Source organism: Agrobacterium larrymoorei, assembly GCF_013322225.1.
GTDB classification, from domain to species: domain Bacteria; phylum Pseudomonadota; class Alphaproteobacteria; order Rhizobiales; family Rhizobiaceae; genus Agrobacterium; species Agrobacterium larrymoorei_A.
This window is the reverse complement of record NZ_JAAMFB010000005.1, coordinates 143,944-167,328: the sequence shown is the minus strand read 5'-3', so window position 1 is coordinate 167,328 and position 23,385 is coordinate 143,944. Positions and strand designations below refer to the sequence as shown.

The following is a 23,385-nucleotide window of genomic DNA, read 5'->3' as shown; positions in this document are numbered from 1 at the left end:
GAAAAAGACAAATGATTGCGTTCGGCTCAAGCCAGCCAGAGCCGTACCAGACCCGCCGCGATGCACAGCCCCAGCACAGGCACCATGCCGAGTTTAAGCCGAAACAGCATGATGGCGGAAACGATGAAAAGGCCAAGCGAGGCAAGATCGAGTGTCTGCCATTGCGGCAGCGAAATGCCAAGATTGATGGCGGGCAGCAGATCGATGCGATCCACCTTGCCGAACAGCACATGCAGTCCGAACCAGACCGAGAGATTGAGAATAACGCCGACCACCGCGCCGGTGATCGCCGAAAGAGCACCGGATAAAGCCGCATTGTTTCTTAACCGCTCCACATAGGGCGCACCAAGAAAAATGAAGATGAAGCTCGGCACAAAGGTCGCCCATGCGGCAATGCTTGCGCCCAGCACACCTGCCAGCATCGGCTCCAGTCCACCGGGATTTCGAAAGGCCGCGAGAAAGCCGATATAGGACAAAACGAGCACCAGAGGCCCCGGTGTCGCTTCGGCCAGCGCCAGTCCATCCAGCATTTCGGTTGCCGTCATCCAGCCGTGGGTTTGTACGGCAACCTGCGCGACGTAGGCCAGCACCGCGTAAGCGCCGCCGAAGGTGACGACTGCGAGCTTGGAGAAAAAGCCTTGCAAATCGAGAAGCGTTTGCGGCGCGGCGAGCAACCAGGCCAGCACCAAGGGTATCTGCCAGATGGCAACGCCGACCAACGCCCCGCCCAGCCTTCTTTTTAACGACAGCATTTTCGGCGGTTCATTGTCCGACTGTCGTTGCGACACCGCGCCTCTGGCCCTTAAGAAACCAGCGAAACCCGCAACCAGAATAACCAGCGGAAACGGCACGCCGAAAAAGAAAAGCGCGACGAAGGCTGCGGCTGCAATACTGACAAGAAAGCGGCTGGTCAAAGCTCGTTTTGCCACGCGCAGTAAAGCCTCTATGACGATGGCCAGCACACCCGCTTTCAGACCGAACAGCAGCGCAGGCAGCCAGTGCGTATCCTGATAAAGCGCATAAGCGGAAGCAAGCGCGACGATGACAAGGAAGCCGGGCAGGATGAAAAGCGTGCCTGCAATGATGCCGCCGCGCCTGCCATGCAGCAGCCAGCCCGCATAGGTCGCGAGTTGCTGCGCCTCAGGCCCAGGCAAAAGCATGCAGTAATTTAGCGCATGCAGGAACCGCTCTTCGGAAAGCCAGCGTTTTTCATCGACGATGACACGGTGCATCATCCCGATCTGCCCGGCAGGGCCGCCGAAGCTCAACAAGCCGATACGGGCGAAGACGAGCGTCAGCTCTGAAAGCGTGGGGTGGGTGGATGAAGTTCCGGAGCGCAAAAAATCTGTCATGCAATCGCAGTAACCATTTTACATGAAATTTTTCCGACAGGCCGTTCTTGACTCCGTCGCAGGGCCTGCTTATCTCCGTCTCGCTAGCACTCGGAAAATGAGAGTGCTAACATCAATCCAGGCGGATCGTTTCGATCCGCGAATGTCATTTGATCGAGGGATTAGACAATGGCAAGCACAACTTTCCGCCCACTTCATGACCGCGTCGTTGTTCGTCGCGTTGAGTCCGAAGCAAAGACCAAGGGCGGCATCATCATTCCAGACACCGCCAAGGAAAAGCCGCAGGAAGGCGAAATCGTCGCTGTTGGCACTGGCGCTCGTGACGAGTCCGGCAAGATCGTCGCTCTCGACGTAAAGGCTGGCGACCGCGTTCTGTTCGGCAAGTGGTCCGGCACGGAAGTCAAGCTCGACGGCGAAGACCTTCTGATCATGAAGGAATCCGACATCATGGGTATCATCGGCTGATTTTCGGCTGAACCCGTCGTTTCCTTTCAATTTCAAGCCGGACCCCGTTCCGGCCATTCGAAACCAGGAGTTTTGAAAAATGGCAGCTAAAGAAGTAAAATTCGGCCGCGGCGCTCGCGAAAAGATGCTCAAGGGCGTCGACGTTCTCGCAGACGCAGTGAAGGTAACGCTCGGCCCAAAGGGTCGTAACGTCGTTATCGACAAGTCCTTCGGCGCACCGCGCATCACCAAGGACGGCGTTTCCGTTGCCAAGGAAATCGAACTGGAAGACAAGTTCGAGAACATGGGCGCACAGCTCGTTCGCGAAGTTGCCTCCAAGACCAACGACATCGCTGGCGACGGCACCACGACTGCTACCGTTCTGGCCCAGGCTATCGTTCGCGAAGGTGCCAAGGCTGTTGCCGCTGGCATGAACCCGATGGACCTGAAGCGCGGTATCGACCTGGCTGTTGCTGAAGTCGTCAAGGATCTCCAGGCCAAGGCCAAGAAGATCAACACGTCTGAAGAAGTTGCACAGGTCGGCACGATCTCTGCAAACGGCGAAAAGCAGATCGGTCTCGATATTGCTGAAGCCATGCAGAAGGTTGGCAACGAAGGCGTCATCACCGTCGAAGAAGCCAAGACCGCTGAAACCGAACTCGAAGTCGTTGAAGGCATGCAGTTCGACCGCGGTTACCTGTCGCCTTACTTCGTCACCAACCCTGAAAAGATGATTGCGGACCTCGAAGACGCATACATCCTTCTCCACGAGAAGAAGCTTTCGAACCTCCAGGCCATGCTGCCTGTTCTCGAAGCTGTCGTGCAGACCGGCAAGCCACTCGTCATCATCGCTGAAGACGTAGAAGGCGAAGCTCTTGCAACGCTCGTCGTCAACAAGCTGCGTGGCGGCCTTAAGATTGCTGCCGTCAAGGCTCCTGGCTTCGGCGACCGCCGCAAGGCCATGCTTGAAGACATCGCGATCCTGACCGGCGGTACGGTTATCTCCGAAGACCTCGGCATCAAGCTCGAAAACGTCACGCTCGACATGCTCGGCAAGGCGAAGAAGGTTTCGATCTCCAAGGAAAACACGACGATCGTTGACGGTTCGGGCCAGAAGTCCGACATCGAAGGCCGCGTTGCGCAGATCAAGGCTCAGATCGAAGAAACCTCTTCCGACTACGACCGCGAAAAGCTGCAGGAACGTCTTGCAAAGCTCGCTGGCGGCGTTGCCGTTATCCGCGTTGGCGGTTCGACGGAAGTCGAAGTGAAGGAAAAGAAGGACCGCATCGACGACGCTCTCAACGCGACGCGCGCTGCTGTTCAGGAAGGTATCGTACCGGGCGGCGGCGTTGCCCTGTTGCGTTCCTCCACGAAGATCTCCGTCAAGGGTGAAAACGACGATCAGGAAGCTGGCGTGAACATCGTTCGCCGCGCGCTTCAGGCTCTGGTTCGCCAGATCGCAGACAACGCAGGTGACGAAGCCTCCATCGTTGTCGGCAAGATCCTCGAAAAGAACGAAGACAACTACGGCTACAACGCTCAGACGGGCGAGTATGGCGACCTTATCGCTCTCGGCATCGTCGACCCGGTCAAGGTTGTTCGTACGGCTCTGCAGAACGCAGCTTCGGTTGCTTCCCTGCTGATCACCACCGAAGCCATGATTGCCGAGCTGCCGAAGAAAGACGCTCCTGCAATGCCAGGCGCCGGCGGCATGGGCGGCATGGGCGGCATGGACTTCTAATCAGTCCATTCCGATTGGAATACGAAAGGGCGGTCTTCGGGCCGCCCTTTTTGCGTTGGCCGCTTAATCCGTGTTCAGGTATCCGCCGTTTACCGGCTAGCCGCTCGACAGAGCGCTACACCTGCTGATATTGATGAGCGTGTGAGTCTTTCAGAAATTTCGGTATGTTACCTTGCCGGATACCCCGGACACGCGCATTCATCCAGTGCCGCACGATGTTTCGATACAACCACCCCCTGATGGGTCCGAAACTCTGTCTGTGCCTGGCATAGAAGTCGTCAGGACTATCAAACAACCCCAGATCGGCGTTGATCCCGCTACGCTGGATATAGGTGTCGCTGCCAACCCAGTCGACAGGCGGCGACGACAGGCAATCGGTCCCTGCCTCATAGCCGCACAGGCTGTTGGCCTGACCGGAGAACTCTGTCTGCAGCGCCTTCAAAAATGGCCGGTCCAGAATGAAACCTTCCAGATTGATCCAACGGCCATCATATTCGATCTCAACCCAGCTGTGCAGAATGTCTTCGGGGGCGAGACCATAGACCAGTTCCGGCACCACCCCACGCTGCAAGCCCTTGTGAATGGTAAATCCATGCAGGCGGCAGGAAATATTCAGTGCGCGCAGCAGCGCCATCAACAATGTCGCCTTGGTGTTGCATTGACCATATCCGTCTTTAAAAATTTTGGACGCGGGCATGTCGTCGGCTCTGTTGTAGCCAAAGGCTATTTCGTCACGAACGAATGTATAAGCTAGGCCAATCTGCTCAAAGGGCTCCAATGCTTTCCAGCCACGGTCGGCTACAAGACCAGAAATCTCCGTCGAGCCGAAATCCAGCAAATGCGTTTGCCGCAAGTATCGTTTTTCTATCTCTATATGTACATCCCATCATTTTGGATGCCTCAGTCATAAAATCTCTAGTCGCTAGAGGATCAAGAACTATTTCGCCAATTTCGAGAAAAGCAGGGTGGAGATGCAACCAAAATCCGCGCATTGCCGTGCTTATTGTTCACAAAATGAAGACAAACAGTCTTCGCTCGTTTATCTTTCAGTAATCCAATAAATCCGGCACAACCGTCTCCAGAAATTCATCACGGGCTACCCGGTCCGCAAACGGAGACACCAATGTCCAGCAGCCAGAATGCACTCGTGCTCGTCGCACGTATTCTTCTCTCCTTCATCTTTATCTATTCCGGCTTCGGCAAGCTGGCCGATCCTGCTGGCACGGCTGGCATGATCACTGGCGCTGGTCTGCCTGCCGCGACGGCGCTTGCCTATCTCGCAGGCCTGTTTGAATTCGTTGCAGGGCTTGCCGTCGTCGTTGGCTTCCAGACCAAAGTTGCTGCTTTCGCACTAGCAGCATTCTGCGTGTTCACCGGCCTCGTTTTCCATAGCGGTACGGTTTCCGTCGACGGCTGGCCTGCTCCTGCGCTCGGCTGGATCAACGCCCTGAACGGCATCATGCTGATGAAGAACATCACGCTGGCTGGCGCTTACATTCTGCTCGGCGCATTTGGTGCCGGTGCATATTCCATCGATGCAAAGCGTGGCTTGGCAACGAAGTTTGCCTGACCCTTCAGGCGGGAATGAAGACAGGCCGCCGGAGCGATCCGGCGGCTTATTTTATTTTCGAAAGTCTTTCGAATAGGCAGGCAGCGCTTCGATATCGTCCAGCCAATCCACCTTCGAGCGGGCCCATATCTGGACGGCGGGCTTTAGGGCGGCGCGTTCATTTATCGCGCCCCAGCGAATGCCAAGCTCCTCAACGCCATCATTATCGGCGCCGCTGAGCAACGGTGTGCCACAGTCGCCACAGAAATATTGCCTGCGAATGTTCCCGTTATGGACAAGCTTACGATAAATCTTCGGTTCAGTGCCGCTCAGATGCAAATCAGAGCGCTTGACCCGAAGTGTGACGCGAAAGGGCGAGCCGGTCAGTCGCTGACAATCGGTGCAGTGGCAGATAACCACCTGCTCCGGGTTTGCATTCGCCTCGAATTTCACATTACCGCAATGGCACTGGCCGGTGAGCTGCATTTTCCACTCCTCTTGATAGGGAGAGGATAACGTAGAACCACGACAATCCAAGGACTGTCTTAGAGCGTTGCCTGAATGCGCGAGACGATTTCCGATATGACCGCATTGCCCTCATGCTCGGGCTTTCGCGCACGCACGAAGCAGGCTTCCGATTTCAGGATGATGCCATCGGTCAAAATCTTCAGGTAATTCGCCTTCAGTGTCGAGCCGGTAGATGTGATATCGACGATGATATCCGCCTGCCCTGCCGCCGGTGCACCTTCTGTCGCGCCAAGGCTTTCCACGATGCGGTAAAGCTGGATGCCGTGCTGGCGGGAGAAGAACTGCTGCGTCAGCCGCCAGTATTTGGTGGCAATGGCCAGACGGCGGCCATGGCGGGCGCGGAATTCGGAGGCAACATCGCCGAGATCAGCCATGCTGTCCACATCCAGCCAGATTTCCGGCACGGCGACGACGACATCGGCGTGGCCGAAGCCAAGGCGGGCGCAAAATTCGACGCGGCGATCAACGTCGCTCAGGTCTTCGCGTACGAGGTCTTCGCCGGTGACACCGAAATCCACCGTACCGTTGCCGATCTCACGCGCGATTTCGGAGGCCGAGAGATAAGCAATCTCGATATCGTCGCGACCTTCGACGCGAGCGCGATAGGAGCGGTCATTGCCGATGGCGGTAATCTTCATACCGGCACGTTCGAGGATCGCGGAGGAATCTTCCTTCATACGCCCCTTGGAGGGCAGAGCGATGGTAATGGTCACGGCTTTGCCCTTTCGGCTCCGATACGATCCAGCCAGAGCGAGAATCCCACGGCAGGGATTTTGTCTGTTGCGCCCAAGAGCGTCATCAGCCGATCAAAGCGTCCACCGCCTGCCAGAACCGATGCGTCACCCTGAACGCTGACCTCGAAGACGAGGCCGGTATAATAATCCAGCGGACGCCCGAAGGCTGCGCCATAGGTCATGGCATCCAGATCGGCACCGCCATTGGCAAGCGCTGCGACACGTTTATCGAAGGCAGACAGCGCACCGTCGAGCTTCAGTTTCGCCTTCCCGGCAAAATCGGACAGCGTTTGCGAGGCTTGCGACAGCGGTGCCTGCAAAGCCAGAAACTGCTTCAGCAACTGGAAGCTTTCGTCTGGCAGGCGCGTAGCGGCAAGCGCCAACTTTTCACGCAGACGGCGGGCGATTTCCTGTGGCGGGCGGCTGGCATTGGTGGAGTAGCCGGTTTCCTGCATGACGTTATCGATGTAATCGACCAGCACCGTTTCCTCGCCCGTGGCCAAAAGACCCGCCACCCGCGCATCGAGACCGGTCATCGGCTTCGGGCTGACGAGACTTTCGAGAAGCGCATCCAGCTGAGCGGTATCGCCAAAGGCCTGCACCATCCGCTTCTGCCAGCCGAGTGGTAGGCCGAGTGCGGCGATGACGGCTTCGAACACTTGCTGATCGCCAAGTTTGGTGGACAGCGCACGGCCCGGCAGCAATCGCTTCAGGACAGCGGTCGCATCGCTGATTGCGCGGGCATCGGCTGCGGCGATATCCGTATCGCCCAGATCCTCGATGCCTGCCTGATAGAACTCGCTGGAGCCCTCACGGCGCTGGCGGAAGACCTCGCCGAGATAGGAATAGCGCTTCGGTGTGCCCGTGGCCGTTTCGATGTGGCGAAGGCAGACGGGAATGGTGAATTCGGGCCGCAGGCACAGGCTTTCGCCAGTTTCATTTTCCGTTAGAAAGATGCGGCGGCGCAAATCCTCGCCCGCCATATCCAGAAACGGAGCGGCGGGCTGGATGACCGGGGTATTGACCCGCGTCGTCCTGCGTGCAGCAAACTCTTCCAGCAGCTCCCCGGAAAATTCCGGCATGTCGATCAAGGGCATAGCTCAGCCCGCCCGACGCCGGTCTTCGGCCTGCGCAGCCAGAATTTCCTTCACCTTGGCGACCAGTTCGGCTTCCGGCACGACCTCCTGTGCAACACGCGCTTCGCGCCATGCCGCATTATCCTCGATCTCGCCGGAAAGCCGCTTGCCTTCGATCAAGTCCTTGATCTGTACGACGCCCTGTTCGCGCTCGTCACCACCCTGAATGATGGCAACGGGCGCACCCATCCGGTCGGCATATTTCAGCTGGTTGCCGAATTTCTTCCAGTTACCCTGATACATCTCAGCGCGAATACCCTCAGCGCGCAGAGCCTGCGTGAAACGCTGGTAGCGACCCATGCTCTCGACATCGCCATCCATGACGGTGACTAGAACCGGCGCGAGCGGTTTTGCCTGACCGAGCTTGCCAAGGTTTTTCAGCGCCGTCATCAGGCGTGAGACGCCGATGGAGAAGCCGGTTGCGGGAACGGGCTGACCCATGAAACGCGACACAAGGCCATCATAACGACCGCCACCCCCGACAGAACCGAAGACGACCTTTTCGCCTTTTTCGTTGGTGACGTCGAAGGTGAGTTCGGCTTCGTAGACGGGGCCGGTGTAGTATTCGAGGCCTCGGATCACTGAAGGATCAATCTTGATACGGTCAGCGCCGTAACCAGCAGCTCTTACCAGTTCCTCGATCGTGAACAATTCGCCGTAACCCTGAGCGTATAAATCGCTTTTCGGATAAAATTCTTCGTCTTGGAGGTAGCTGATGATGAAGTTTATCTGTTGATCCGAAAGGCCTGCGCCTTTGGTGAAATCACCAGATTCATCTTTCCGGCCTGGCCCAAGCAACAACTTGACGCCATCAAAGCCGAACTTGTCTAGCTTATCAATTGCACGAAGAACGCCAAGACGCCGTCCACTGTTTTCATCTCCACCAAGGTCAGCGGCTTCCATTACACCATCGATAACCTTGCGGTTATTGACGCGGATGACGTAATCGCCGCGCTTGATGCCGAGCGCTTCCAGCGTATCGGCCATCATCATGCACATTTCGGCATCGGCCTGTACGCCCGGTGCGCCGACGCTATCGGCGTCGAACTGCATGAACTGGCGGAAGCGGCCGGGGCCGGGCTTCTCGTTACGGAAAACGTAACCGGCGCGATAGGTGCGGTAAGGCAGCTGGATTTCGTTGAAGTTTTCCGCGACGTGGCGGGCGAGTGGAGCTGTGAGGTCATAGCGCAGGCTCATCCACTGGTCGTCATCGTCCTGGAGCGAAAACACGCCTTCGTTGGGACGGTCGCTATCTGGCAGGAACTTGCCGAGCGCATCGGTATACTCGAACAGTGGTGTCTCGATGGGGTCGAAGCCGTACAGCTCGTAGACCTTGCGGATTTTCTCGATCATCTCATTGGTGGCATGGATATCGGCAGCCGAGCGGTCCACGAAGCCGCGCGGCAGGCGGGCTTTCAGTTTCTGAGGCTTTTTTGCTTTTTCGCTCATGATGCCGGTCCAATTTTCTCTTGAAATCAAGCCGGTCTATTAGAGGATGACGCCCTGTGCGGCAAGGCCAAGCGCCGGGATTTGCTGGCATTGACGTGAAGAACGTGTTAAACGGGATACACGTATCCCACTTTACCTCGATGAGGGCAAAACCATGAGCAAACAGACCGCCATCCGACTACCGGACGAAACCTTCGAACGCTTGAAGGCGCTTTCCGAACGCACGGGGCGCACCTCCGCCTTTTATATCCGCGAAGCCATCGAAAAGCATATCGAGGATATGGAGGATTTGTATCTGTCGGAGGAGGCGACGCGACAGCACATCGCAAATGGTGAGCGCACCTACACTCTTGAAGAAGTGATGCGCGATCTTGATCTGGGAAATTGAATTTCGGGAATCCGCGCGCAAGCAACTGAAAAAGCTCGGCAGACAGGACGCAACGCGGATCATCGCGTTCTTAACTGATCGAATAGCCGCAGACAACAATCCAAGACGAACCGGTCAAGCCCTTCAAGGCTCCGAACTCGGCAATTTCTGGCGTTATCGCGTCGGTGACTATCGCATCATATGTGACATTCAGGATCAAAAACTTTTCATTGTCGTCATCGAAATCGGCCACCGCCGGGAAGTCTATCGCTAATCCATGATCCTCGAAGCCTTGAATTATGCTGCGACCTACCGAAAGACGCAGCCGGAATTTCGTCCTTACATCAAATATTCGGTCAATCTCTGGGCTCGGGCCAACCGTTGCGGCAAGACGTGGGCGGAGCATGAGCAGAACAGCAAGCGTTTCATTCTTTCCACCGCTGGCAAGCTGAAGCAGAGGCGGACGGCGGTGGTGTTGGGCTCCGGGCTGTTGCGCGATGTGCCGTGGCAACAGCTTGCCGCAGCTTTCGATACCGTGGTTCTGGTCGATCTCGTGCATCTGGCCAGCGTTCGTACCAAGCTTTATGCACGTAAATACCGCAACGTCGTCCTGAACAGCCGCGATCTTTCCGGATATGATGAGCTAAAGGCGGGCGGCGAGTTGGAGCCTTTGAGCTTTCTGCGAATGGTGCCCTACCTCGATCTCGTCGTTTCGGCCAACCTGCTTTCGCAAATCGGCACCGGGGCGCGGCATCGCATGGAAAAGGAACCGGCAGGCTTGGTGCCGGGGGATACGCAGCCAAGGCTGATCAAGGCGCATGTCGATGGGCTCGCGGGCCTGCCCTGCAAGGTCTGCCTCGTTACCGATACTGCCTTCGACATCATCGACAAAAACGGAAAACTGCACCAGCACCAAGATTTGCTGCATGGTGTGGAGGTGCCGAAGATCGCGCATCGGTGGGACTGGCCGGTTGCGCCATTCGGAGAGGAAAGCCGGGACTATCAGATCATCCACAGGGTGGTTGCCAGCGAAGTACGCTAGTCTCTACGCAAAACCGCTTCGCACTTTCGCTGGAAATGCTCTGAGCGCCATTTTCTTATCAAGATCGGCGAGATAAGCTCACCGTCATGCGCATTGTTGTTCGGACATTGATGTTTCTTGCCTGCCTCATGTACGGCTATATGCCCGGCATGGCGACGGCGAACGTGTTTGCGCTGCCATCTGAGATGCATGGTTCCACACCGCTTGAGAAGCAGACGGGCCACCATGGCGAACACGCCATGGATGCGGCGGGAGGCGAAGCTTCCGGTCAGCAAGACCCCTGCCCGCATAAAGACACCATGACACATGCGCCCTTTTGCGCGGCCTGCCTCGTCTTGCTGCCGGAACTGACATTTACCGAAAAGGGTCAGGCACCGCACGCAGCACCGATGCCCCATCTGCAACGCGCCTTCATCGGCAATCTGTCGTCCCCGCCGTTACCTCCTCCCCGCGCCTGAATTCGTTTTCATCAGTCGAATCATCGAAATATTCAGACACAGGAAGGAAAATCCATGTCTATCAAAACGCTCGTCCTTGCAGCAGCAATGGCGGTTGCCTTGTCCGTACCAGCATCGGCTCAGGAAACAAACGGCCATGCTGGCCACGACATGTCCAAAACCACGACAAGCAGTGAAAGCGCCTCGACCAAGGCGTTCGAGGCGGTCGCGAAGAGGATGCACGGCGATATGGCGGTAGACTATACCGGCAACGCCGATGTGGACTTCGTGCGTGGCATGATCCCGCATCACCAGGGCGCCATCGATATGGCAAAGGTCCAGTTGGAATACGGGAAAGACCCGGAAATCCGCAAGCTGGCCGAAGAGGTGATCAAGGCCCAGGAAGCCGAGATTGCCATGATGAAGGAATGGCTGAAGTCCAAAGGCTATTGAGAGATCACCGAAGCGCCATTCGTGGCGCTTCTTTCCTTTCGGGGGGGTGCTTAGAGACCTGCAAGGCCGGTTTTGTACCGCTCCGACGATTCCCGACTCAGCCGCTCCAACTCCACCGATGCACGGCTGCTGCGTCGTTCCTTATGCGTCAGAAGCGCAAAGCTTCTGGCGGGCAGATCGATGCCGGCGCGCACAAGCAAGCCCTGCCGCAGCATGAGAGCAGCGACCGATGCGGAGACGACGGCAGCGGCACCCCCTGCGCGCGCCGCAGCGACCACCGCCTCATTCGACGGCAATTCCAGCGTCACATTCAGGTCGCTGAGCGATATTCCCATGGCGCGCAACGCCGCCTCGAAGGCGGAGCGGGTGCCGGAACCCTGTTCGCGAAGCACCCAGTTCGTTGACCTGATATCTTCCGGAACGAGATAGCGTCCATCGGCAAAAGGATGCACCGGACCGACGACGACCAGCAGCTTATCCGCCACCACCGGCCTTACCGAGAGCGCCGGTTCATCGATATCACCCTCGATGAAGCCGATTTCGGCGAAGCCCTTCAGCACTGCCTCCGTCACCATTCTGGTATTGCCGACCTCCAGCTTTACCGCAACGCCGGGGTAAAGCTGCTTGAACTGCATCAGGATCGGCGGAAGCCAGTAGCTGGCGATCGTCTGGCTGGCGAAGACGTTGATCTCTCCACGGGTCAGGCCGCCCATTTCGGACAGCGCAAGTTCGGCGCCGCGAACCCGATTGAGGGTGGCACGCGCCTCCTCGAGAAACACGCGCCCGCTTTCCGTCAGCTCGATACCTCTGCCGACGCGGTGAAACAGGCCGACATTATAATAGGCCTCCAGCGCCTTGATGGCGGAACTGACGGCAGAAGGCGTCAGGCTGAGCGCTTCCGCTGCGCGTGTCAGATGTTGTCGCTCGGCGACTGCTACGAATATTCTCAGCTGTTCAAAGGTCATCTCTAATCATTCGATTTTACCGAATGAAACATGCCACATTATTTGATGGAATGAAATGGATTGTCGAGCGATTATTCTTGGCATGGCACATAACCCGGCTTCCAAATTGTCACACACGCTTCCGCTTCGTCCTCTCTGGTCGATGACGCCCGGCATTCTCCTGTGCGCCGCCGTCAGCGCCGCTGCGATTTTGGCTGAACGCGCGCAGGCGCAGGCATTCGGCCATGCATGGCTGGGCGATCTGGTTATCGCGATTCTTGTTGGCGTCGTGTTGCGCAGCTTCGCTCCCCTTCCGCAAGCGGCTGCCGCCGGCATCAAGTTCAGCGCAAAGACCCTTCTGGAAGTGGCCGTCGTTCTGCTTGGCGCATCGCTCAGCCTTTCCATCCTGAAGGGAGCGGGCGGTCTTTTGATCATCGGCATTGCAGGCGTCGTCGCGCTCTCTCTTCTCGGCAGTTACGGCATCAGCCGCCTCATCGGTCTTTCACCGAAGCTCGCCATCCTCGTCGCCTGCGGAAACTCCATCTGCGGAAACTCTGCCATTGCCGCCGCTGCACCCGCCATCGGCGCGAAGGCGGATGATGTGGCTGCATCGATTGCCTTCACCGCCGTGCTTGGCGTCGTCGCCGTCATGCTCATGCCTCTTATCGCGGGCGCGATGTCACTCGATGCGATGCATTACGGGGTTTTCGCCGGGATGACAGTCTACGCCGTACCACAGGTACTGGCCGCAACAACGCCTTTCGGCGCGCTCGCCGTGCAGACGGGTACCGTTGTGAAGCTCATCCGCGTGCTGATGCTGGGTCCGGTCGTGACAACGCTATCGATCATTCATGGCCGCGGTGGCGAGGGACGCCTGAGCCTTCAGAAAATGGTGCCGTGGTTCATTCTCGGCTTCGTGTTGATGATCATGGCGCGTTCCCTCGGCCTCATTCCCGAGATGGCGTTGAAGCCGATCGCCAGTGTCTCCAATACGCTGACCATCATGTCCATGGCGGCGCTTGGCCTGTCCGTCGACATTCGCACCCTTCGCCATGCTGGCGGCAAGGTCATCAGCGCGGCAACACTGTCGCTGCTTTTCCTCTGCTTTCTTTCAGTCGGCCTGATCTGGATCATCGGATACTGAAACAGGGCAGCCGCTCTTACTTACGGCTGCCTTTCCACCGTGATCGTATAATTGGCACCCAGCCCGCGACGGGACGAACTGAGCACGAGGATCGGCCGGATCAGCCATTCCGTATCCGCCTTAGGGGTCAACTCCGCGATATTGCTGCCAATATCGCTGAAAAAGATTGCGTCATCTTCAGGCTTGGCAAAGTCGAAGATGGCCATCACCACGAATTCGCTGCTGCTGGAAAGGCTGATCTTCAGCTTTTCGCCACCCCTCACCTTAAGCCGATAGACATCACCCCTGCCCTGCCGCGTCCAACCTTTAAGCGAAAGCGGGCCGGATTGCGGCATCGCCTCCTTTATAAGATGTTCGCCCTCATCCAGCCACATACCGTCCACCACCCGCTGCTCGGCAAAGGATTGGGAGGCGACTGAACCCAGCAGCAGGAAAGCGAAAAGGCCTCTGAGCAACTTCGTCACGGTCGGGGAAACTCCTGTCGCATGGCTTCGATGCGCGGACGGCAGTGACAACCTTCGATATGATCGTTGACCATGCCCATTGCCTGCATGAAAGCGTAGACGGTGGTCGGCCCGACGAAGCTCCAGCCGCGCTTCTTCAGGTCTTTCGAAAGTCGCACGGATGCTGGCGTCGTGGGATTGGCGCGCAAAGTCTGGTAATCGAAAACAGACGGACGCTCGTCTCCCTTTGGCTCGAAGCTCCAGAAATAGCGGGCGAGCGAGCCGAACTCGCCGCGAAGCGCCACAGCACGGCAGGCGTTGTTGATGGTCGATACGATCTTGCCGCGATGGCGCACGATGCCCTTGTCGGCAAGGCAACGTTCTATGTCGGCGTCGTCAAAGGCGGCGACCTTTTCGAAATCGAAGCCGCTGAAGGCAGCGCGGAAGGCCTCGCGCTTGCGCAGGATCGTCAGCCAGGAAAGGCCGGACTGAAAACCTTCGAGGCAAATTTTCTCGAAAAGCCGCCTGTCGTCGGTAACGGGATGGCCCCACTCTTCGTCGTGGTAGCGGCGATAGTCTTCAAGACCCTGCTGCCAGAAACAGCGGACAATGCCATCTTCGCCTGTCAAAAGTCCGGTCTCAGTCATTGCTCACCACGTCTCTCAGCCACTGTCACGGTTATTACCATTGATTCACCCTGTTTTAAAACCGCGCGCTAACCTTATTGAAAAGTTTCAGCAAGATCGCGGCGTTTAATGAACGCTCTTTACCAATTCGCGCGCACCGGCATGCGAACGTGACGATCATTTTCCGGTGTCATGTGAAAGAGTCCACCCGATGTCGATGAAACCAATCCTTATTGCGCTGAGCGTGTTCACTGCGGCAGTTCAGCCCGCGCTTGCCAATGATCGTTATCGCGAACGCCCGCCCGTCGTCGTCAGCCCTGATCTGACGGCCCCGTGGGTCATGCAGCTTGGCGGGGCGCAGGTTCGCCCGGTCGTCTACCCGCAGCGGCCCGCATCACGACCCTTCTGGCAGCGTCAGCCCGTGCAGCAGCCACGCGCCCAGGCCATCGCTGCGCGACCGAATGATCCGCGCGCGCGGATAGATCCGCAGTTTCTGCCGCAAATGGTCCGCTACGACACGCAGGAAGCTCCCGGCACCATCGTCATCGATACGCCCAACCGCTTCCTCTATCTCGTCATGGGCGATGGAAAGGCCCGCCGCTACGGCGTCGGCGTCGGAAAGCCGGGCTTCGAATGGGCGGGTACGCATAAGGTAACACGCAAGGCCGAATGGCCAAGCTGGACACCGCCAAAGGAAATGATCACCCGTGAAGCCGCCAAGGGCCATTACCTGCCAGCCTTCATGGAAGGCGGACCGGCCAACCCCATGGGCGCACGCGCCATGTATCTGGGTTCCACGCTTTATCGCATCCACGGCACCAACCAGCCATGGACCATCGGCAGCAACAATTCCTCCGGCTGCATTCGCATGCGCAATGAAGATGTGACCGATCTTTACGAGCGCACGAAGGTCGGCACGAGGGTTATTGTGATCTGATAGCAACGCTTAAGTATAAGTTGCCTGTCAGCTGCAAGGATTTCGAAAGACTATACTTGCGTCCGATAACCAAAGCGCTAGATTGCGGCCACAAGCTTGGCGGGGGACGCCAGGGGGACCGGGAGCGCTATTTGCGGCATACCGATAAAAACGAGCGGCGCAAACCGCTCGTTTTTTATTTCAAGGCTTTCAGTTTTTCAGGCCTGCCGCCGCCATAGGCCCAATCCAGCAGTTGGACCGTGTGGAGGATGGGCATCGCTGTGCCCGATGCGATCTGCGTGATGCAGCCGATGTTTCCCGCCGCGATGATGTCTGCCTTCGTCGCTTCGATGTTCTTGAGCTTTCGCGCCTTCAGTTGGCCTGAAATTTCCGGCTGCATGATGTTATAGGTACCTGCCGAGCCACAACACAGATGCCCTTCCGCCGGATCTCGCACAACGAAACCCGCGCCCTTCAACAGCAGCTTGGGTGCCATGGTAATCTTCTGGCCATGCTGCATGGAACAGGCGGAATGATAAGCAACCGTCAGGCCGTTGCGTTCAAGCTGGGGCAATTCCAGCGTAGCAAGATATTCCGTGATATCCCTGGCCAGCGCAGAAACCTTTGCCGCCTTTTCGGCATAGGCGGGATCGAGCCGCAGCATGTGGCCGTAATCCTTGATGGTCGTACCACAGCCCGACGCGGTGATGATGATGGCATCCAGCCCGCCCTGCTCTACCTCGCGCAACCAGACATCGACATTGCGGCGGGCAAAGGCAAGCGCCTGCTCCTCACGCCCCATGTGATGGACGAGAGCACCGCAGCACCCCTCGCCCTGCGGCACGACAACCTCAACCCCAAGACGTGTCAGAAGGCTGATGGTGGCTTCGTTGATCGCCGGATTGAGAACGGGTTGTGCGCAGCCGTTAAGAATTGCGACGCGGCCGCGCTTTTCTGCCTCGGCTGCGTAGCTGCCCGGCTTGGAGGACGCGGATACGGCCGCGATGGATTTCGGGGCCAACTCCAGCATCGAACCCAGTGGAGTCAAGGTTTTGCTCTTGCGCAGCAGCTTTGCGAAAGGCTGGCCGATCGGCGCAAGTTTTAGCGCGAGACGAAACCGCGATGGGTGAGGCAGAATCAGCGCCAGCATATTGCGGATCATCCTGTCCATGAAGGGACGGCGATAGGTCTTTTCGATATGGACGCGGGCATGGTCTACAAGGTGCATGTAATCCACGCCGGAGGGACAGGTGGTGGTGCAGGCAAGGCAGGACAGACAGCGGTCGATATGCGTCACCACCTGCGCGTCTGCTGGCCGCCCGTTTTCCAGCATATCCTTGATGAGATAGATGCGCCCGCGCGGGCTATCCAGCTCATTGCCCAGCGTCACATAGGTGGGACAGGTGGCGGTGCAGAACCCGCAATGCACGCATTTGCGCAGGATTTTTTCCGATTCTGCCACATGCGGGTCGGCAAGCTGTTCGGCGGTGAAGGAGGTTTGCATGGCTAGATTCCCATCTTCCCCGGATTGAATATGCCTGCCGGATCGAGCTTTTCCTTAATGCGCTTCGACAATTCGTGTTCAACTGTTTTAAGTGGCTCGAATGATGCGACCGTATGGCGGGTGATGGGCAATGCGCGTATCAACGTTGCATGTCCGTTTCCAAGCACTCTAGTCACCTGACTAAGACGCTCTGCTTCCGGGTCAGCATCCATCTGCATCCAGATCAACCCGCCCTGCCAATCATAGAAAGCATGGATAGCCGCATGCATCCGTAAAGCAGCGACCAACATATGGCCGTGCGATGGTGCCACTGAAACACGCCATACTGGCTTGGCCGAATTTCCCTCGTAAGGCTTCACATCGCGAATTTCCTGCCAGAGCACGCGGCTTTCGTCCTGCGCCAGAAATGTAGTTGGTCCGATTGCAGACAGGATGGCTTGCAGTTTTTGTGACCGTGCCTCGACGGAAGCGGCCAGACCTTCCAGTCGCAGCACCGTCGCGGCACCTTCCGGCAGCGCGCCACCGATGAAACGGGATTTTACGCTTTCGGGCAAATGGGCCGCACCCGAAACTTCCACGCTGGTCGCCATGGCAGCGGCCATGGCGTTGCTGGCGCTTGCATCTTCCAGTCCGGAAATGACCATCGTCGTCTGCGCCGGTGGAACGGGCAGCACGCGAAAGGTGACTTCCGTGAGGAAACCCAGAGTCCCGTGGGAACCGGCCAGCAGTTTCACCAGATCGAGCCCGGTGACGTTTTTCATCACCCGGCCACCAGCCTTGATCGCTTCGCCTCTGCCATTGATGAAACGGATGCCGAGCAGGCTGTCGCGTGCTGCTCCCGCCACATAGCGGCGCGGACCGGAAACATTGGCGGCGAAGATGCCGCCGATCGTCGGCTCGCCCGAGGTGCCCATGATGGCGCGGTGATCCATCGGCTCGAACGCCATCATCTGCCGGGCTTCGGCAAGGGCGGCCAGCACTTCGGCGACGGGCGTTCCGGCCTTGACGGTCATCACCATTTCAGCAGGATTATAGGCGACAATGCCGCTGAGAGCTCGTGAAGACAGCGTTGCATCCGCCTGAACCCTATTGCCGAAGCGTGTGTTGCCGCCAACGATGGCGAGTGGGCGAGCCGCCTGCGCATAGTCGCGAATGATATTGGCCGCTTCTGTTTCCGTTGAGGGCAAAAGAACATCCGTCATGATGCAGGGCGTCCCTCCAGCGGAAAGACCTTTGACGGATTGAGTATCCAGTCCTCATCGAAGGCGGCACGCACCGCCATCTGCTGGGCAAGGTCCGCATCCGAATATTGATGCCGCATCAGGTCGCGCTTCTCGATGCCGACGCCGTGTTCGCCGGTGAGACAGCCGCCCGCATCCACACAGAGCTTGAGGATTTGGTTGCCCGCCTCTTCGGCGCGAGCGGCATCGTCGGGATCATTGGCGTTGAACAGGATCAGCGGGTGCATGTTGCCATCGCCCGCATGGAAGACGTTCGCAACGCGCAGGCCGAGACTGTCGGTGATTTCGCTCGTCTTTTTCAACACGTAGGAGAGTTGGCTGAGCGGCACAGTGCCGTCCATGCAGATGTAATCCGCGATGCGGCCCGTTGCACCGAAGGCGGATTTGCGGCCTTTCCAGATGGCGGCTGCTTCCATGGCGGACTGGCACTCGCGCACCGTCTTGACCGCATGTTTGCGGGCGATGGTGACGATATCCGCCAGCATCGCGTCCATTTCCTCTTCCGAGCCTTCGACCTCCACGATCAAAAGCGCGCCGACATCCAGCGGATAGCCCGCCTTGGCGAAGGCCTCGCAAATCTCGATGGCCGGTTTGTCCATAAATTCGATGGCGACGGGAATGATGCCGGAGCCGATGATATCCGCCACGCAGGAACCGGCCTCTTCCGAGGTCTCGAAGCCGAAGAGTACGGGGCGCGCACCCTCCGGCTTGGCAATCAGCCGCACCGTTGCTTCCGTGACGATGCCGAGTTGGCCTTCCGAGCCGCAGACGAGACCGAGCAGATCATAGCCGCCTGCATCCAGATGCTTGCCGCCCAGTTCCAGCACGGTGCCATCCACCAGCACCATCTTCACGCCAAGCAGATTGTTGGTGGTGACGCCATATTTCAGGCAGTGCGCCCCGCCGGAATTCATGCCGATATTGCCGCCGATGGTGCAGGCAAGCTGCGAACTCGGGTCGGGTGCGTAGAAAAAGCCTTCGGCACCGGCAGCATCGGAAATGGAAAGATTGGTGACGCCTGCCTGAACGGTGGCAGTGCGGTTGAAAAAATCCAGTTCGATGATGGAGGACATCTTCGAAAGACCGATCACCACCGCATCTTCCTGCGGGATAGCACCGCCGGAAAGCGATGTGCCAGCGCCTCGCGGCACGACGGGAATGCCGTATCGATGACAGTATTTCAGCAATGCAGCGACGTGCGCAGTCGTTTTCGGCAGCGCCACGGCCAGCGGTACTCTTCTGTAAGAGACGAAGGCATCGGTTTCAAAAGGCACAAGCTCACGCGGTTCATGCACCAGACAGTCGGGCGGCAGGAGATCGGCAAGATCCGAAATGATGCGATCACGCTTAGACAGTACGTTAGCGCGGGGCTCGAGAAATTGTATCGGCTGCGACATGGCTCTGCGGAGTGCCTCCCTCACGACGAATCTATGCGGGGTTTATGCCTTGGACGCAACCCGTGCAAATGCTAGAGATTGTTTCCATTATGGAAAGAATTGGTCTGGATCGATGACAAATCTGGGTGATCTCGAAGCCTTTGCCAGCGTTGCCGCTTCCGGCAGCATGTCGGTTGCCGCAAAGGAGCTTGGATATTCACCTGCCGTCATTTCCAAACGTATCAAGCGGCTGGAGGAAAAGCTCGGCGCACGACTTTTCCAGCGCACGACGCGGCAAATCTCCCTGACCGAGGCGGGTCAGGGATTTCATCAGCGCATTCTCGCGGTGCTGGAAGGGCTGGAGGAAGCGGAGGATTTCGTATCGGGACGTTCCAACACGTTGACCGGAACTTTGAAGGTTTCAGCCTCCACATCGTTCGGACGGATGCATGTCGCGCCGCATCTCAAAGCCTTCATGGAGCGGCATCCATCGCTCTCCATCAATCTGGTACTGAGCGACGAATTTATCGACATCGTCGCGGGCGGTTACGATCTGGCCATTCGTATCGCCGATCTCTCGGATTCAAGCCTCGTGGCAAAACGGTTGGCACCGGTTCGGCGCGTTCTATGTGCATCTCGCGATTATATTGCACAGCACGGCGTTCCGAAGACGATGGATGACCTCAAGAAGCATCGGTGCCTGCCAGCACATAACCATGACCTCTGGCGTCTTGAGGGCCCGGCTGGCGCGATTAACCTGCGTCCGGAAGGAATGCTCATCACCAATTCCAGTGAGGTCATCCGTGAAGCCGTGCTCTCCGGCCTTGGCATCGCATTGCGCTCCACCTGGGACATCGGCCCGGAACTAGAGAGCGGAAAACTGGTGCAGGTGCTGCCTGATTATGAAGGTTCGAAAAACGTTGCGCTGTCGGCAGTCTATCCCAGCCGCCGCTTTTTGCCTGCCAAGGTGCGGCTGTTCATCGACTATCTGTCGGGGCTATACGGGCCTGAACCTTACTGGGATAAAAGCTGATTTTTCAGCAACTTGGAAATCGAATGCCGTTTTATCTCATTCGACGCGGAACATTTTCAAACTTCAGACGTTCTTGACGGGTTGTTAGAAATTTCTACCAAGATGGGACGCGATGACCACCACGAGCGAAACTGAACGCTATCCGCGGATAGCACTCATATCGACGCATGGCTACGTAGCCGCTCACCCGCCGCTTGGCGCAGCAGACACCGGAGGACAGGTCGTTTATGTCCTCGAACTCGCAAAGAAACTCGGACAGCTAGGCTACACCGTAGACCTCTATACCCGCCGCTTCGAAGACCAGCCGGAATTCGATGAGGTGGATGAGCGTGTTCGTGTCGTGCGCATTCCATGCGGGGGCAAGGATTTCATCCCAAAGGAATATCTGCACCGGCACCTGATGGAATGGTGCGAAAACGCGCTACGCTTCATCAAGAAGAACGACCTCACCTATTCCTTCATCAACAGCCATTACTGGGATGCCGGTGTGGCGGGACAGCGCCTCTCCGAAGCCCTGAAAATCCCCCATCTGCACACACCCCATTCGCTCGGCGTCTGGAAAAAGCGGCAGATGGAGACGGATTACCCGGAAAAGGCCGATACGTTCGAGCTTGAGTTCAACTTCAAGGAACGCATCCAGCACGAACTGATCATCTACCGCAGCTGCGATACCGTGATAGCAACGACGCCGGTGCAATTGGACGTGCTGCTGGAAGACTACGGGTTGAAGCGCAACCATATTCACATGATCCCGCCGGGTTATGACGATAACCGCTTCTTCCCCGTCTCGGAAGCATCGCGGAAGATGCTGCGCCAGCGTTTTGGCTTCGAAGGAAAGACCGTTCTTGCACTTGGACGGCTGGCCACCAACAAGGGCTACGATCTGCTGATCGACGGCTTTTCCGTTCTGGCCGAACGCGAGCCAGAGGCGCGCCTGCACCTTGCCGTTGGCGGCGAGAACATGGACGCGCAGGAAACGACGATCCTCAACCAGTTGAAAGAGCGCGTTGCGACGCTGGGACTTGAGGATAAGGTGGTGTTTTCCGGCTATGTTTCGGACGAGGATTTGCCGGATATCTACCGTGCCGCAGACCTTTTCGTTCTATCCAGCCGTTACGAGCCCTTCGGCATGACGGCAATCGAAGCCATGGCGAGCGGCACCCCGACTGTCGTTACCATCCATGGTGGCCTGTTCCGTGCCGTCAGTTACGGTCGTCATGCGCTGTTTGCCGATCCCTTCGACAAGGAAGATCTCGGCATAACAATGATGAAGCCTTTCAAGCACGAACGGCTCTATGGACGTCTGTCGCGCATGGGCGCTCACAAGGCCCGTAGCCTCTTCACATGGACCGGCATTGCTCAGCAATTGTTGGCGGTTGTCGAGGGTCGTACGATGATGCCCGTTCTGGAAGAGTCCGACTGGGCTGAACCATGGAATGATGGCGATTGAAACCGGTTCGCATTTTCTCGACCGATCTTGACGGGACCGTCGTTGGCAACAACGAAGCGACGGCCCGTTTTCGCGATTTCTGGCAATCCATGCCGGAGGAAACGCGTCCGCTGCTGGTCTTCAACAGCGGGCGTCTGCTGGATGACCAATTCGAACTGATGGAAAGCGTACCGCTGCCGAAGCCCGATTACGTCATTGGTGGCGTTGGAACCATGCTGTCGTGCCGCGATCAACCGTCTCTGCGACAGGCCTATACGTCGTCGCTCGGACAGGCTTTCGATACGGCAAAAATCTCTGCGCTGATGTCGGATATTCCCGGTATCAGCATTCAGCCGGAGCGCTATCAACACGGCCTGAAATCGAGCTGGTATCTGCACGATGCCGACGAAACATTTTTGTCGGAAATCGAAGCGCGGCTATCGGACGAGGGTATCGATGCGCGCATCGTCTATTCCAGCAACCGCGATCTCGACATTCTTCCGCGGGCGGCGGATAAGGGCGCGGCCCTGACCTGGCTCTGCGATCATCTGCAATTGGGGCTGGATGAAGCGGTCGTGGCGGGCGACACCGGCAATGACAAAGCCATGTTCGAACTGCCGGATGTTCGCGGCATTGTCGTTTCCAACGCGCTTGAGGAACTTCAGGCATTGGGACGAAACCGCACCAATATCTATGCTGCCCTTGAAGCAGAGGCAGATGGGGTTATATCAGGGCTGAAACATTGGCTTTCGACTGACACTTGATGCGTGCAGATCACGCGAGATGTGTGGGCAAAATCAAAAATGCTCACCCTGATCAGCCTAGCCATATTGACCAATGTCAGGTGTCCCGTGAAAATTGGACGAATCATCCTTAATAGCGACTATTCGCTATGATACTACGCGTCCAATACGCTATATTAGATATATCAAAAACAGAAAGTGACTTGTGTTGAACTTTTTCACCCGGCTGGCAAATGATGTGGGATTGATGTTGCGGCGGCCGCCGCGGCAGCAATACGCTGCGCTTTGCTATCGCCGGAAGAAAAAGACGGGTGAGACCGAAGTTCTGCTGCTGACCAGTCGCGATACCGGCCGTTGGGTCATTCCCAAGGGGTGGCCGATGGAAGGCAAGAAGGCCCATGCCGTTGCCGAACGCGAAGCCTTTGAAGAGGCCGGAGTGCGCGGCACCGCGGAGAAAGAGCCCTTTGGCTTCTTTAGCTATGACAAAAAACTGAAAAACGGCATCAAGGTCGTGTGTCTGGTCGAGGTTCACCTGCTCGAAGTGATGGACATGGTGAAAAACTTTCCCGAGCGGGAAAGCCGGAGACTGGAATGGGTGTCGCCGCAAGAGGCTTCAACACGCGTCAATGAACCGGAGTTGAGGAACCTCTTCCTCGCCTTTGACAAGAAAACGGCGCAACCGAAACAGCCGCCGTTACAAAAGGCCGTTAATTCCTAATCCTTCTGTCGCCGTGCATGCGCCTGCAAAACGCGG

General features: G+C 57.5%; 26 protein-coding genes. 14 read left to right on the top strand and 12 right to left on the bottom strand.

The window, feature by feature from the left end:
* Positions 1–26: 26 nt before the first annotated feature.
* Complete coding sequence (gene chrA / locus G6L28_RS02425) at positions 27–1,352, bottom strand: chromate efflux transporter (protein ID WP_174062185.1); 1,326 nt, start codon at positions 1,350–1,352, stop codon at positions 27–29.
* A 168-nt stretch (positions 1,353–1,520) separates the two neighbouring features.
* Between chrA and groES the strand changes: the two genes are divergently transcribed.
* On the top strand, positions 1,521–1,817 hold the full coding sequence (groES, locus tag G6L28_RS02420) for a co-chaperone GroES (protein WP_174062184.1): 297 nt from the start codon (positions 1,521–1,523) through the stop codon (positions 1,815–1,817).
* 79 nt (positions 1,818–1,896) lie between these two features.
* Positions 1,897–3,537: a chaperonin GroEL gene (gene groL, locus G6L28_RS02415; protein WP_174062183.1), complete on the top strand. Its 1,641-nt coding sequence runs from the start codon at positions 1,897–1,899 to the stop codon at positions 3,535–3,537.
* A 115-nt stretch (positions 3,538–3,652) separates the two neighbouring features.
* Here the strand turns inward: groL and G6L28_RS02410 are convergent, their stop codons facing one another.
* On the bottom strand, positions 3,653–4,375 hold the full coding sequence (locus G6L28_RS02410; protein WP_234902441.1) for a transglutaminase-like domain-containing protein: 723 nt from the start codon (positions 4,373–4,375) through the stop codon (positions 3,653–3,655).
* A 285-nt stretch (positions 4,376–4,660) separates the two neighbouring features.
* Here G6L28_RS02410 and G6L28_RS02405 point away from each other — a divergent pair, with 285 nt between their 5' ends.
* Positions 4,661–5,107: a DoxX family protein gene (locus tag G6L28_RS02405; protein WP_174062182.1), complete on the top strand. Its 447-nt coding sequence runs from the start codon at positions 4,661–4,663 to the stop codon at positions 5,105–5,107.
* A 51-nt stretch (positions 5,108–5,158) separates the two neighbouring features.
* On the opposite strand, the gene G6L28_RS02400 is transcribed toward G6L28_RS02405, so the two are convergent.
* The 4 genes from G6L28_RS02400 to hisS are packed head-to-tail and all read right to left on the bottom strand — an operon-like array spanning position 5,159 to position 8,933.
* On the bottom strand, positions 5,159–5,572 hold the full coding sequence (locus G6L28_RS02400) for a GFA family protein (protein ID WP_174062181.1): 414 nt from the start codon (positions 5,570–5,572) through the stop codon (positions 5,159–5,161).
* A 59-nt stretch (positions 5,573–5,631) separates the two neighbouring features.
* Complete coding sequence (gene hisG, locus G6L28_RS02395; RefSeq protein ID WP_174062180.1) at positions 5,632–6,327, bottom strand: ATP phosphoribosyltransferase; 696 nt, start codon at positions 6,325–6,327, stop codon at positions 5,632–5,634.
* Complete coding sequence (locus G6L28_RS02390; protein ID WP_174062179.1) at positions 6,324–7,445, bottom strand: ATP phosphoribosyltransferase regulatory subunit; 1,122 nt, start codon at positions 7,443–7,445, stop codon at positions 6,324–6,326. Before G6L28_RS02390 ends, hisG begins: the two co-directional genes overlap by 4 nt.
* A 3-nt stretch (positions 7,446–7,448) precedes the next feature.
* A complete protein-coding gene (gene hisS / locus G6L28_RS02385) occupies positions 7,449–8,933 on the bottom strand; it encodes a histidine--tRNA ligase (RefSeq protein WP_174062178.1) in 1,485 nt (494 codons plus the stop codon).
* A gap of 154 nt (positions 8,934–9,087) precedes the next feature.
* Between hisS and relB the strand changes: the two genes are divergently transcribed.
* From relB to copM, 5 genes are all read left to right on the top strand, one after another.
* Positions 9,088–9,321 (top strand): type II toxin-antitoxin system RelB family antitoxin, encoded by a 234-nt coding sequence (gene relB, locus G6L28_RS02380; protein ID WP_174062177.1) that lies wholly within the window; start codon positions 9,088–9,090, stop codon positions 9,319–9,321.
* Positions 9,305–9,574, top strand: coding sequence for a type II toxin-antitoxin system RelE family toxin (locus tag G6L28_RS02375; RefSeq protein ID WP_174062176.1), 270 nt, complete (start codon positions 9,305–9,307; stop codon positions 9,572–9,574). Before relB ends, G6L28_RS02375 begins: the two co-directional genes overlap by 17 nt.
* A 3-nt stretch (positions 9,575–9,577) precedes the next feature.
* Positions 9,578–10,342, top strand: coding sequence for a hypothetical protein (locus G6L28_RS02370; RefSeq protein WP_174062175.1), 765 nt, complete (start codon positions 9,578–9,580; stop codon positions 10,340–10,342).
* A gap of 86 nt (positions 10,343–10,428) precedes the next feature.
* Entirely contained in the window at positions 10,429–10,800 is a 372-nt protein-coding gene (locus G6L28_RS02365) for a hypothetical protein (RefSeq protein WP_174062174.1), read from the top strand.
* A gap of 54 nt (positions 10,801–10,854) precedes the next feature.
* Positions 10,855–11,232 (top strand): CopM family metallochaperone, encoded by a 378-nt coding sequence (copM, locus tag G6L28_RS02360; protein ID WP_174062173.1) that lies wholly within the window; start codon positions 10,855–10,857, stop codon positions 11,230–11,232.
* Positions 11,233–11,282: 50 nt separating this feature from the next.
* Here copM and G6L28_RS02355 read toward each other — a convergent pair whose 3' ends face one another.
* On the bottom strand, positions 11,283–12,197 hold the full coding sequence (locus tag G6L28_RS02355) for a LysR family transcriptional regulator (protein ID WP_174062172.1): 915 nt from the start codon (positions 12,195–12,197) through the stop codon (positions 11,283–11,285).
* Positions 12,198–12,339: 142 nt separating this feature from the next.
* On the opposite strand from G6L28_RS02355, the gene G6L28_RS02350 reads away from it, so the two are divergent.
* Positions 12,340–13,320 (top strand): YeiH family protein, encoded by a 981-nt coding sequence (locus G6L28_RS02350; RefSeq protein WP_234902446.1) that lies wholly within the window; start codon positions 12,340–12,342, stop codon positions 13,318–13,320.
* A 20-nt stretch (positions 13,321–13,340) separates the two neighbouring features.
* Here the strand turns inward: G6L28_RS02350 and G6L28_RS02345 are convergent, their stop codons facing one another.
* Together G6L28_RS02345 and G6L28_RS02340 are read right to left on the bottom strand one after the other, a co-directional pair.
* Positions 13,341–13,784 (bottom strand): hypothetical protein, encoded by a 444-nt coding sequence (locus G6L28_RS02345; RefSeq protein WP_174062170.1) that lies wholly within the window; start codon positions 13,782–13,784, stop codon positions 13,341–13,343.
* Positions 13,781–14,410 (bottom strand): DNA-3-methyladenine glycosylase I, encoded by a 630-nt coding sequence (locus tag G6L28_RS02340; protein WP_174062169.1) that lies wholly within the window; start codon positions 14,408–14,410, stop codon positions 13,781–13,783. The genes G6L28_RS02345 and G6L28_RS02340 overlap by 4 nt, the downstream gene beginning before the upstream one ends.
* Before the next feature lie 190 nt (positions 14,411–14,600).
* Between G6L28_RS02340 and G6L28_RS02335 the strand changes: the two genes are divergently transcribed.
* Entirely contained in the window at positions 14,601–15,326 is a 726-nt protein-coding gene (locus G6L28_RS02335) for a L,D-transpeptidase (RefSeq protein WP_174062168.1), read from the top strand.
* A 175-nt stretch (positions 15,327–15,501) separates the two neighbouring features.
* Here G6L28_RS02335 and glcF read toward each other — a convergent pair whose 3' ends face one another.
* From glcF to G6L28_RS02320, 3 genes are read right to left on the bottom strand one after another with little or no spacing between them, the layout of a single operon-like run.
* Positions 15,502–16,809 carry a glycolate oxidase subunit GlcF gene (glcF, locus tag G6L28_RS02330; protein WP_174062167.1) on the bottom strand — a complete coding sequence of 436 codons (1,308 nt, stop codon included), beginning with the start codon at positions 16,807–16,809 and terminating at the stop codon, positions 15,502–15,504.
* Between the two features lie 2 nt (positions 16,810–16,811).
* On the bottom strand, positions 16,812–18,011 hold the full coding sequence (locus G6L28_RS02325) for an FAD-binding protein (RefSeq protein WP_174062166.1): 1,200 nt from the start codon (positions 18,009–18,011) through the stop codon (positions 16,812–16,814).
* On the bottom strand, positions 18,008–19,447 hold the full coding sequence (locus G6L28_RS02320) for an FAD-binding oxidoreductase (protein WP_174062165.1): 1,440 nt from the start codon (positions 19,445–19,447) through the stop codon (positions 18,008–18,010). Before G6L28_RS02320 ends, G6L28_RS02325 begins: the two co-directional genes overlap by 4 nt.
* 112 nt (positions 19,448–19,559) lie before the next feature.
* On the opposite strand from G6L28_RS02320, the gene G6L28_RS02315 reads away from it, so the two are divergent.
* The 4 genes from G6L28_RS02315 to G6L28_RS02300 all read left to right on the top strand — a co-directional run bounded on the left by G6L28_RS02315 (position 19,560) and on the right by G6L28_RS02300 (position 23,349).
* On the top strand, positions 19,560–20,459 hold the full coding sequence (locus G6L28_RS02315; protein WP_174062164.1) for a LysR family transcriptional regulator: 900 nt from the start codon (positions 19,560–19,562) through the stop codon (positions 20,457–20,459).
* 112 nt (positions 20,460–20,571) lie between these two features.
* Positions 20,572–21,909 carry a glycosyltransferase family 4 protein gene (locus tag G6L28_RS02310; RefSeq protein WP_174062163.1) on the top strand — a complete coding sequence of 446 codons (1,338 nt, stop codon included), beginning with the start codon at positions 20,572–20,574 and terminating at the stop codon, positions 21,907–21,909.
* Complete coding sequence (locus tag G6L28_RS02305) at positions 21,906–22,652, top strand: HAD-IIB family hydrolase (protein ID WP_174062162.1); 747 nt, start codon at positions 21,906–21,908, stop codon at positions 22,650–22,652. Before G6L28_RS02310 ends, G6L28_RS02305 begins: the two co-directional genes overlap by 4 nt.
* Before the next feature lie 226 nt (positions 22,653–22,878).
* The gene (locus G6L28_RS02300; protein WP_174062216.1) at positions 22,879–23,349 is read left to right on the top strand and encodes an NUDIX hydrolase; all 471 of its coding nucleotides are present in this window, start codon (positions 22,879–22,881) and stop codon (positions 23,347–23,349) included.
* Positions 23,350–23,385: the final 36 nt, after the last annotated feature.